We start from the raw sequence: 10537 nt of genomic DNA, 5'->3' as shown, positions 1-10537 counted from the left end.
CCGTCCGTAACACCAACACGCCACGCTAGCACGCCTGTCCGTGTGTCCGGAACATAAGAAACATAGCTTGCTTTGGACAGGTGAGGACGCATCTCTTGATTTTTCTGACAAGAGGTTGAAAGGGTTGGAATTTTTGCGATGGTAAACGCGGATGGTTTTTATAAAGGATGATATTCCTCCCCCCGTTCACGGGGGAGGTGTCACTGAAAGTGACGGAGGGGGGAGCATCACCCAACCAGCATTAGCGTGTTACGCTCCCTCCCATCCCCGCTTTGCGATACCATTCGCGTCACGACATTTCATGTCGCATTGGCTCAAACCCCGTAAACGGGGGAAGAAACCAAATGCAGGGACAGCTTGGTTCCGCGTTAAATGCCCGATAAGACCACACCATGAACTCGTCCCAATTTGAAATTTTTCTCTCTACTTCTCCGGGGCTAGAGGACTTGCTATTGCAGGAAGTCAAAGAAGCGAGTTTTTCCAATCCCAAAGTGACGCCCGGCGGCGTTACGGTTTCAGGTGGCTGGGAGGATGTCTGGCGGGCCAATCTTTACTTACGCGGGGCGTCGAAAGTTCTCGCCCGAATTGGAGAGTTTCGCGCCTTTCATCTGGCGCAGCTCGATAAACGGGCGCGCAAATTTCCGTGGGGCGAAACACTGACTGATGGCTCTAAGGTAAAAGTCGAGGTCAGCACGAATAAGAAAAGTAAAATCTATCATGCCGGAGCGGCTGAAGAGCGCATAGAACGCGCGATTTTCGAAGAGTTCGGCGCAGAGATTGTCGACTCCAAACAGGATGCCGACATCGTCATCAAAACGCGGATAGATCGAAACAATGTGATTTTATCGGTCAATACGTCCGGGCAGGGGCTCCATAAGCGCGGCTATAAACAGGCGATGGGCAAGGCGCCCCTGCGCGAAACCATGGCGGCGCTTTGCTTGCGAGGGTGCGGGTTCAAAGGCGATGAACCCGTGCTTGACCCTATGTGTGGGTCAGGGACGTTTCTGATCGAAGCCGCAGAAATTTCTGCGGGACTGCTGCCCGGGCGTAGCCGGTCTTTCGCCTTTGAAAAGCTCGCAACTTATGACGCTGAGAAAGTCGATAACCTTAAGGCCACAAAGCCAAATCTTGATATAAAACATCATTTCTACGGCTCTGACCGCAATGTGAAGGTCATTGAATTTGCAAATGAAAACGCCGCGCGGGCCGGAGTGGCGCCATATTGCACCTTCTCGCCAAAGCCGCTGACCGCGCTTGAGCGCCCGGACGGGCCCCCGGGGCTGGTCATCGTCAATCCACCCTATGGCGCGCGGGTCGGAAAGAAAAAAGATCTGTTCGCGCTCTATAATAGCTTCGGCCAGGTCATGCAGGAGAAGTTTCAGGGTTGGCGTGTCGGTATGGTGACCTCAGACACCAACTTGGCTCAAGCGACGCAGCTGCCCTGGCGGCCCACGGATGCCCCGATTAATCATGGGGGATTACGGGTGAAATTATTTCAAACAGAGGCGCTGAAGTGATTGCTGAGGCAAAATCTAAAGCCCGGCTACTGGCTAAACAGCGCCGCCAAGGGCTGGCATCGTCCGGCGCGCCGAGCGCTTTGATCCAGCATTTTCCGGCGTCGCGCTTTCGCGGCAAACAGATCGCAGGGTATTGGCCGTTAAAAGGTGAGATGGATATCAGACCGCTCTTATCGGCTCTCTCTGACCTTGGATTTGCGGTGTCTCTTCCCTGTATCACCGGGCCCTCCAGGCCGCTCATTTTTCGAAAATGGGGGCAGGGAGACGAGATGCGGGCTGGCCATTTTAAAGTTCAGGAGCCTCACGCCCATCAAGAGGAAATCACCCCCGAATTCGTTCTGATGCCGCTGCTGGCCTTCACCGCAGATGGAAAGCGGCTGGGATATGGCGGCGGATATTATGACCGAACGCTCGCCAAGCTTCGCGCAGAAGGTGACGTTTTTGCTTGCGGCGTGGCGTATGCTGGGCAAGAGGTGCCGGAGTTGCCGACAGATGAACATGATCAGCCCTTGGACGGTATATTGACGGAACAGTTTTTTAGGACCTTTGCATGAGATTTGCCTTTTTCGGAGATGTCGTCGGACGCGCCGGGCGCAACGCCGTCACGCGCCACCTTCCGCATGTGCGCTCTAAACTCGGCCTCGACGCCGTGGTTATCAATGCGGAAAATGCGGCGGGCGGTTTCGGAATAACGCGGGCGACGGCGGATGAGTTGTTCGAGGCAGGCGCGGATGTCCTCACGCTGGGCAATCACAGTTTTGATCAGGCGCAGGGCATTAGCGTCATTGAAAATGAAGAGCGCCTCCTGCGCCCTTGTAACTATCCCGTGGGTCAGGTGCCGGGACGCGGTGCCGGACTGTTTAATGTAAAGGGCTATAATTTCCTTGTTATCAATGTGCATGGCCGGGTCTTCATGGACGCGCTGGACGACCCTTTTATTGGGGTGGAGCGTGAGCTTTCCGCCGCGCCGCTCGGCGATGTTGCCGACGCGGTTTTGGTGGATATTCACGCTGAAGCCACTTCGGAAAAAGCGGCCATGGGGTATTTTTGTGACGGACGCGCCTCTCTGGTCGTAGGAACACACCAACATGTGCCAACGGCCGATGCGCGGATTTTGCCGGAGGGGACGGCTTTTCAGACAGATGCCGGCATGTGCGGAGATTACAATTCCATAATTGGCATGGAAGTCGAAGAGCCTCTGCGCCGATTTACAACCCGTATCAAAGGGGGCCGCTTTACGCCGGCTTCGGGAGACGGAAGCCTCTGCGGCGTCTATGTGGAGACAGACGGGAAAGGCCTGGCAAAAACTGTCAGCCCAATACGTATTGGCGGGCAGCTCTCCGAAATTATGCCCTCCTAAACTATTTGTTTAAAAGCTCATTTGCTTTGTTATAACGCTTTCATGACACATAACGCCAAACACCGAACTGCCCTGTATCCCGGAACATTTGATCCGATGACCCTGGGGCATTTGGATATTCTGAAACGGGCGAGTCGGTTGTGTGACCGCTTGGTTGTCGGCGTGGCCATAAACCGATCAAAAAACCCGCTTTTTCCGCTTAGTGAACGGGTGGAGATGGTCGAGAATGTTGTGGAGCCGTTTCGGGATCGCATTGAGGTAGAGGTCCTGCCTTTCGAAGGCCTACTGATACATTTCGTTGAAAATGTCGGCGCCAATATGATAGTGCGCGGCCTACGCGCCGTTTCGGATTTCGAATATGAATTTCAGATGGCGGGAATGAATGATAAATTAAACCCGAATATTGAAACTGTATTTCTCATGGCTGACCCGCAATTTCAGACTATTGCGTCCCGCCTTGTGAAAGAAATCGCCCGTCTTGGCGGCGATGTCTCGCAATTTGTTACCCCCGAAGTTGAGCTTCGTTTGAAGGATAAATTTACATGATAAAACATGTCACAACAGCTTTGGCCCTCTCCCTGACGATGTTCGGGACAGCTTGTTCGGCTCAGGAAAAATCGCCAGGCGCGGCAGAGGCAAACGTCGAAACTGATAACATTCCTGCGGAAGCCTGGAGACAAGTCGACCCGGAAAACCTGATTGTAATCGATACAGCTTATGGGGACATTGGCGTTGAACTATATCCCGAAATCTCCCCGGCGCATGTCGAACGTGTCAAGACACTCGCCCGTTCGGGGTTTTACGATAATGTGCCGTTTCACAGGGTCATTGAAGGATTCATGAATCAGACCGGGGACGGCGCTAATGGAGACGGGAGCGGCGACTCTGACCTCCCTGATCTCAAAGGGAATTTCACGTTCAGACGCGGTGAAGATATGCCCGTCACGCTAATCGGCGTCCGCAATGAAGGCGGCAGAACGATTAATGTCGGCTTTTATAAGGCTTTGCCTATTGCCACTCAGCCGATGGCCCAAGCTATGCTAACAGCAGACGGCAAAGTGACGGCTTTTGGTCTTCATTGTAAAGGCGTCACGTCCATGGCGCGGACAAATGACCCTGATACAGCCAATAGCCAGTTTTTCCTTATGCGGGACCGGGCCTCTCACCTTGATGAAGGTTATACCATCTGGGGGAATACTGTGATGGGACAGAAGCATCTACGCCGTTTTAAGGTCGGAACGATTGGAGAGGCAGGATTTGTGCCCGATCAGATGAACACAGTGCGCGTTGCGGCAGATTTGCCTGAAGAGGATCGTCCGACTGTCTATGTCATGAAAACGGGTCACCCGGCTTTTCAGACTTACCTGCAAACCGTAAAAAAGTCTGACGGCAGCTACCCCGATATCTGTGATATCTCCGTCCCGACAAAAACCGAAAAAACCTAAATTTAAAACTCATAATACTGTAAGAAGAAAGCTCTGCTATGTCCGAAAAACTTATCATGACCGTGGATGCCAATGACGGCAAACCCGGTGACGTTACAATTTTACTGCGCCCGGATTTGGCGCCGAAACACGTCGAGCAAATTACAACTCTTGCCAAGGACGGCTTTTACGACGGTTTGATCTTCCACCGCGTGATCGACGGCTTTATGGCCCAGGGCGGCTGTCCGGACGGCACAGGCATGGGCGGCGCAAAGAAGAATATTCCGGCGGAATTTAATCGTCACCCGCATGTCGAAGGCGTGTGTTCCATGGCGCGGGCGCAAAACCCGAATTCAGCCTCTAGCCAATTCTTTATCTGCTTAGATGAAGCCGGTTTCTTGGACGGTCAGTACACGGTTTGGGGCGAAGTTGAGAGCGGCATGGATTTGATCCACGCCCTGCCAAAAGGCGAACCGCCCCGCATGCCCGGTAAAATCGTCAAGATGACGGTCGTCGAAGACTAACATTTATAAGGCGATCCGATATGGACGTCTCTCTTTTTGATTTCACCCTACCAGATGCTGCAATTGCTTTGCGGCCAGCGGTGCCGCGCGACTCGGCGAAACTCCTGCAGATTGGAGCGGAGGGAGAGTTTACGGATCACAGAGTGTCGGACTTGGCGTCTCTTTTACAAGCCGGAGACGTATTGGTTCTAAATGAGACCAAAGTCTTTGCTGCAGCACTGAAAGGCAAGAGAGCCGCGCGCGAACATGGCGGGGGAGGCGTGGTCACCATTGACGTCAATCTTCATACGCCTGTAACGGATAATATCTGGCGGGCCTTTATCCGGCCTGCCAAACGGGTGCGCCCTGGAGATGCCCTCATATTTTCTGACACTCTGTCCGGCACTGTGACGGATAAGCAGGGCGGCGGAGATGTCGGTCTTGTGCTTCATCCTCAGGCGGATCTTATTGAAGAGATTAATGCGGCAGGGGAACCGCCCCTGCCGCCTTATATTGCGCGCAAAAGAAAACCGGACGAGCAGGATGTAAATGATTATCAGACCGTTTATGCGCAGGAAACAGGGTCTGTTGCCGCTCCGACGGCGGGCCTTCATTTTACCAGTGAGGTTTTCAGGAACTTGCAGAATAAAGGCGTTCAACTCGAACGTCTGACACTTCATGTCGGGGCGGGAACTTTTCTGCCTGTAAAATCCGAAGATACCTCCGCACATAAAATGCATTCCGAACGTTATTCAATTTCCCGGGAAACTGCAGAAAAATTGAATATGGCAAAATCTCAGGGCCGGAGGATTATTGCGGTTGGAACAACTTCCCTGAGGGCTTTGGAAAGTGCCTGCGATGAAAATGGAATAATAGCAGACGGTGCTAGGGAAACAGATATATTTCTGACCCCGGGATCCAGGTTCAAAGTCGTTGACGGTCTCATGACCAACTTTCATTTGCCGAAATCGACTTTATTTATGCTGGTGAGTGCCTTAGCGGGGCTGGATACTATGCAGCGGGCTTATGCTCACGCCATTAAACATGATTACCGTTTCTATTCCTATGGCGACAGTAGTTTGATCTGGAAGGCCGAGTAATGGCAATTTTCCCCTTTGAAATAGGTGCCTCTGAAGGTAAAGCGCGAACAGGCGTTTTAAAGACCCCGCGCGGCGATATCCGCACGCCGGCCTTTATGCCGGTGGGAACGGCCGGAACGGTCAAGGGCGTCTATATGGATCAGGTGAAGGCGGCCGGAGCGGATATCATCCTCGGCAACACTTATCACCTGATGCTTCGCCCGGGTGCGGAAAGAATCAAAAAATTAGGCGGTCTGCACAAGTTCGGGGGTTGGGAAGGGCCGATTCTGACGGATTCAGGCGGATTTCAAGTCTGGTCATTGTCAAAACTGCGCAAGATGACGGAGGAAGGCGTTGAGTTTCAAAGCCATCTTGATGGCAGTCGTCATATGTTGTCGCCGGAACGCTCCATCGAAATACAAGCCGATTTACTCGGAGCGGATATCTCCATGCAATTGGACGAATGCACGGATTTTCCCTCCACGCATGCTCAGGCCGAAAAGTCGATGGAATTGTCCTTGCGCTGGGGAAAGCGGTCTTTGGAGGCATTCGGAGACAGAGAAAAGCAAACCCTCTTTGCTATCGTCCAAGGGTCAACCTATGAAGATTTGCGTCAACGCTCCGCCGAAGCCAGTTTGAACGAGAAAACATCTGGAGGGTATGGGGGGTATGCCATTGGTGGTTTGGCCGTCGGGGAGGGGCATGATGCCATGTGTAAGGTTTTAAACTTTACCGTCCCGCACCTCCCCAAGGACCGTCCGCGTTATCTCATGGGCGTTGGAAAGCCAATTGATCTGGTTGAATCGGTTTTTCGAGGGGTCGATATGTTCGATTGCGTTATCCCGACCCGATCCGGACGTCATGGTCAGGTTTGGACGGATGAGGGACCTTACAACATAAAACGGGCTGAATTTTCTGAAGATGAATCGCCCCTAGATTCGGCTATTGAGTGCGAAGCCTCGCAAAAATACTCTAAAGCCTATTTGCATCATCTGGTGCGGTCGAAAGAGATGCTGGGCTCCATGATTCTCAGCTGGCATAATATTGCTTATTTCGAAGATCTGATGTCTCGTATGCGCGCCGCTATTGTTGAGCAACGCTTGAAAGCATTCGTTGAAAACTTCCGGGCCAATTGGAAAGGCTGAGTTTTACTGAAATAGTCAGCCATATCGCACAGTTTGGGGCTTGACTGTCAAAACTGCCCCGCATAGGTAAGCCACGCTTTGGAAAGCGCCCATAGCTCAGTTGGTAGAGCGCCTCACTTTTAATGAGGATGTCCACGGTTCGAGTCCGTGTGGGCGTACCAAATCACTCCAAGAAATAATTAACCATGCAAATGAGTAGCTTCGTTTCGGAAGAAAGGCTGCTCGGCTAACCTTCCTGTAAAATATGTTTTCATAGAGAAGAATATCCCCATTTTTCTGGAAAAGTGGTGCATTTTCGCAACTTTTTAGAAAAAACCTTTTAAATTGATAGAAATAGTCCTATTCCTTTGTGGCCACGCGGAACCATTTCGTGTTAAGGCGATTACAGATTTGTTACTGCGTTTGCAGTGCAATCAAACTATTAACAGAAATGGCTCTGACCATTGACGGAGGAAATTACCATGAAGCACAAGCTTCTTTTTGCCGCGGCAACCGCCGCATTGATGGCTGCCCCATCGCTCGCTGCTGCTCAAGATAGTGGTTGGTACTTACGCGGTAACGCAGGTTACGGCGTTCATACTGATACTGAACTTAGAGATGGTATGGTTGGAGAAAACGAAAGTGAAGGCAATATTGCTTACTCTCTCGGCCTCGGCTACGAGTTTGGGAATGGTTGGCGTATGGAACTGGACGGTTCATCTCTCTGGACTGACCTAGGTAAAATTGACTCACTTCCTCAGTCATCAGCTAAGCTTCGTACAAACTCCTTGATGGTTAATGCCATTTATGATTTCGAAGACTTCGGCCGTTGGGAGCCATATGTAGGTGCCGGTATCGGTGTCGTCGAAAGTAATCTCAAGGCTGTTGCAAGTGATTTCCCATCTGCCGACCTTGGCACACCTGGCGTCGCTTTGATTCCTTCCCCAGCATGTCCTGGCCTTCGTAATGGCTCAGATTCATTTGTATGCTCCGTGAATGGTGATGAAGCAAATCTTGGATGGCAAATTCTTGCCGGCCTTGGGTATGCGATCACAGATAATCTGTCCTGGGATACAAACTATAAATATCTAGATTCTGGAACAGCCAGCTTTAATGGCATGCGCACAAATAACAGATCTGGTCTGTCTACTCAGTTCGTAACTGATCTAGAAGACGTTGGTTCACACACAATCATGACGGGCTTCCGTTATCGCTTTGGTGGGTCCACACCGCCTCCCGCTCCGACACCTGATGTGTCCTGCTGGGACGGATCTATGGTCTTTAACGCCAATCAGTGTCCGCCAGAGCCACAGCCAGAGCCCGATGTTGAATGTTGGGATGGGTCCATGGTCTTTAACCGTGCGGAATGCCCGGCTCAGCCTGTTGTCTGTTCCGACGGTTCAACTGCGCCAACACTTGAGCAGTGCCCTGTCCTGAACGTCTGTGAAGAAGAGTACCGTCAAGAAATCATTTATTATGAATTTGATAAAGGTCAGTCTGCTGAGACACGCAATACAATTAACCGCATCTTGGATGTAGGCCAGTATTGTTCAATTCAGAACATCCGCGTTGTCGGTCACACCGATACATCCGGATCACAGGCCTATAACCTCGGTCTTTCACAGCGCCGCGCAAAAGACGCCCGTGATGAATTGGGCCGCCAAGGTGTTGACGCCAGCATGATCACCTCAGAAGGCAAAGGCGAGACTGAGCCTTTCGTTCAAACTGGTGACGGCGTCAGAGAGCAGCTTAACCGCCGCACAGAAGTTCTTGTTACTCTCGGCACAATCGCCGGAATGAACTAAGACTTAGGTCTAAATTAAAATTAGAAAGCCCGGCTTCGAGCCGGGTTTTTTTTTGTGGGAAACGGTAAGAGTTTGTATTGATTCTCTTCGTTTTCAGTGAGTCTATCGCCGCAAATATATAAATTTTTAGGCCGTCATTTTCCTGCTGCAATAATATTCTTGGATCCCCCAAAGAGCGCCTGTCCATTGATGGGCGACCGTAGAATTAGCTCTATAAAAAGATAAAATTATTAGGGAACAAACTTTTGCCATAAAAGTATTAGACTTGTGATCACATCTAACGTGATACGAAAAAAACAGACTTATGGGTTTGACCATAGACGGAGGAATTTATCATGAAGCATCAGCTTCTTTTTGCTGCGGCCACTGCCGCAATATTAGCCGCCCCTACATTAGCAACTGCTCAAGATAGCGGTTGGTATTTACGGGGTAATGCTGGTTACGGCGTCCATACAGATACAGATCTGAAAGGTGGTTTGCTCGGTTCTAATGAAAGTGAAGGTAATGCCGCTTACTCTCTTGGCTTTGGCTATGAGATGAAAAACGGCCTTCGCATGGAGCTGGACGGAACGTCACTTTGGTCTGATTTAGGAAAAATCGACTCCCTTCCACAATCTTCTGCAAAGCTTCGTACAACGACTTTAATGGCAAATATTTTGTATGACTTTGAAAGTTTTGGTCGGATAGAGCCTTATGTTGGTGCTGGTGCCGGTATTTCAAAAAATAGCTTTAAAGCTGTTGCGAGCGACTTTCCATCTGCACCGGCTGGTTCTCCTGGGGCCACTCTAATCGCGTCTCCAGCTTGTCCAGGGCCGCGTAGCGGATCGGATTCATTTGCCTGCTTCGTTGACGAAAGTGATACTAACTTTGCGTGGCAACTAATTGCTGGTTTGGGGTATCAGGTAACTGATAACCTGACGTGGGATACAAATTATAGATATCAGGACATTGATGTTGCCAATTTCGACGGAGAGCGCGTCAACAATGTTTCTGGGGCCTCTTCGCCATTTACTGCTGACTTAGTTGATGCAGGCTCCCACACTGTCATGACGGGTATCCGTTATCGCTTTGGTGGGTCCACACCGCCGCCCGCTCCGACACCTGATGTGTCCTGCTGGGACGGATCTATGGTCTTTAACGCCAATCAGTGTCCGCCAGAGCCACAGCCAGAGCCCGATGTTGAATGTTGGGATGGGTCCATGGTCTTTAACCGTGCGGAATGCCCGGCTCAGCCAGTGGTTTGTTCCGACGGATCAACTGCGCCAACACTTGAGCAGTGCCCTGTCGTTGTTTCAAATGTTTGCGAGGAAGAGTTTCGTCAGGAAATCATTTATTATGAATTCGACAAAGGTCAGTCTGCTGAGACACGCAATACGATCAACCGCATCCTGGATGTCGGTCAATATTGTGCGGTTCAGAACATCCGCGTTGTCGGTCACACCGATACATCCGGATCACAGGCCTATAACCTCGGTCTTTCACAGCGCCGCGCAAAAGACGCCCGTGATGAATTGGGCCGCCAAGGTGTTGATGCCAGCATGATCACTTCAGAAGGCAAAGGCGAGACTGAGCCTTTTGTTGAAACAGGTGACGGCGTCAGAGAGCAGCTTAATCGCCGCACGGAAGTTCTTGTTACTCTCGGCACAATCGCCGGCATGAACTAGGACTTAGGTCTAAATTAAAATTAGAAAGCCCGGCTCCGAGCCGGGCTTTTTTATGGCAAAT

General features: G+C 51.1%; 10 protein-coding genes and 1 tRNA gene. All 11 read left to right on the top strand.

All coding sequences use genetic code 11. The features are described 5' to 3' along the window. The first annotated feature begins 392 nt into the window (after window positions 1-392). Window positions 393-1517, top strand: a complete 1125-nt coding sequence (locus ACN0IC_RS08745) for a THUMP domain-containing class I SAM-dependent RNA methyltransferase (protein WP_416878392.1) — start codon at window positions 393-395, stop codon at window positions 1515-1517. Further along, a complete protein-coding gene (locus ACN0IC_RS08740) occupies window positions 1514-2071 on the top strand; it encodes a 5-formyltetrahydrofolate cyclo-ligase (protein ID WP_416878391.1) in 558 nt (185 codons plus the stop codon). The genes ACN0IC_RS08745 and ACN0IC_RS08740 overlap by 4 nt, the downstream gene beginning before the upstream one ends. Further along, window positions 2068-2877, top strand: a complete 810-nt coding sequence (locus ACN0IC_RS08735; RefSeq protein WP_416878390.1) for a TIGR00282 family metallophosphoesterase — start codon at window positions 2068-2070, stop codon at window positions 2875-2877. Before ACN0IC_RS08740 ends, ACN0IC_RS08735 begins: the two co-directional genes overlap by 4 nt. Before the next feature lie 42 nt (window positions 2878-2919). Beyond that, complete coding sequence (gene coaD, locus ACN0IC_RS08730; protein WP_416878389.1) at window positions 2920-3423, top strand: pantetheine-phosphate adenylyltransferase; 504 nt, start codon at window positions 2920-2922, stop codon at window positions 3421-3423. After that, window positions 3420-4322, top strand: a complete 903-nt coding sequence (locus tag ACN0IC_RS08725) for a peptidylprolyl isomerase (protein WP_416878388.1) — start codon at window positions 3420-3422, stop codon at window positions 4320-4322. Before coaD ends, ACN0IC_RS08725 begins: the two co-directional genes overlap by 4 nt. A 38-nt stretch (window positions 4323-4360) precedes the next feature. Continuing rightward, complete coding sequence (locus tag ACN0IC_RS08720) at window positions 4361-4825, top strand: peptidylprolyl isomerase (protein WP_416878387.1); 465 nt, start codon at window positions 4361-4363, stop codon at window positions 4823-4825. Between the two features lie 20 nt (window positions 4826-4845). Beyond that, window positions 4846-5904, top strand: a complete 1059-nt coding sequence (gene queA / locus ACN0IC_RS08715) for a tRNA preQ1(34) S-adenosylmethionine ribosyltransferase-isomerase QueA (protein ID WP_416878386.1) — start codon at window positions 4846-4848, stop codon at window positions 5902-5904. Beyond that, on the top strand, window positions 5904-7028 hold the full coding sequence (gene tgt, locus ACN0IC_RS08710) for a tRNA guanosine(34) transglycosylase Tgt (RefSeq protein WP_416878385.1): 1125 nt from the start codon (window positions 5904-5906) through the stop codon (window positions 7026-7028). The genes queA and tgt overlap by 1 nt, the downstream gene beginning before the upstream one ends. A gap of 85 nt (window positions 7029-7113) precedes the next feature. Further along, a tRNA-Lys gene (locus ACN0IC_RS08705) sits at window positions 7114-7189 on the top strand. 300 nt (window positions 7190-7489) lie between these two features. Continuing rightward, entirely contained in the window at window positions 7490-8812 is a 1323-nt protein-coding gene (locus ACN0IC_RS08700) for an OmpA family protein (protein ID WP_416878384.1), read from the top strand. Between the two features lie 335 nt (window positions 8813-9147). After that, entirely contained in the window at window positions 9148-10476 is a 1329-nt protein-coding gene (locus tag ACN0IC_RS08695; protein ID WP_416878383.1) for an OmpA family protein, read from the top strand. The last annotated feature ends 61 nt before the right edge of the window (window positions 10477-10537 follow it).

This window comes from Litorimonas sp. (genome assembly GCA_029936425.1).
Classification (GTDB): Bacteria; Pseudomonadota; Alphaproteobacteria; order Caulobacterales; family Maricaulaceae; genus Litorimonas.
Note: the sequence above shows the minus strand (reverse complement) of the source record. Positions and strands in the feature narration are given on the sequence as shown.

Excerpts from the sequence above, each read along its gene's own strand:
- ACN0IC_RS08745 (WP_416878392.1), top strand. The coding sequence starts at position 393 with ATGAACTCGTCCCAATTTGAAATTTTTCTCTCTACTTCTCCGGGGCTA.
- ACN0IC_RS08735 (WP_416878390.1), top strand. The coding sequence starts at position 2,068 with ATGAGATTTGCCTTTTTCGGAGATGTCGTCGGACGCGCCGGGCGCAAC.
- coaD (WP_416878389.1), top strand. The coding sequence starts at position 2,920 with ATGACACATAACGCCAAACACCGAACTGCCCTGTATCCCGGAACATTT.
- ACN0IC_RS08725 (WP_416878388.1), top strand. The coding sequence starts at position 3,420 with ATGATAAAACATGTCACAACAGCTTTGGCCCTCTCCCTGACGATGTTC.
- ACN0IC_RS08720 (WP_416878387.1), top strand. The coding sequence starts at position 4,361 with ATGTCCGAAAAACTTATCATGACCGTGGATGCCAATGACGGCAAACCC.
- queA (WP_416878386.1), top strand. The coding sequence starts at position 4,846 with ATGGACGTCTCTCTTTTTGATTTCACCCTACCAGATGCTGCAATTGCT.
- tgt (WP_416878385.1), top strand. The coding sequence starts at position 5,904 with ATGGCAATTTTCCCCTTTGAAATAGGTGCCTCTGAAGGTAAAGCGCGA.
- ACN0IC_RS08700 (WP_416878384.1), top strand. The coding sequence starts at position 7,490 with ATGAAGCACAAGCTTCTTTTTGCCGCGGCAACCGCCGCATTGATGGCT.
- ACN0IC_RS08695 (WP_416878383.1), top strand. The coding sequence starts at position 9,148 with ATGAAGCATCAGCTTCTTTTTGCTGCGGCCACTGCCGCAATATTAGCC.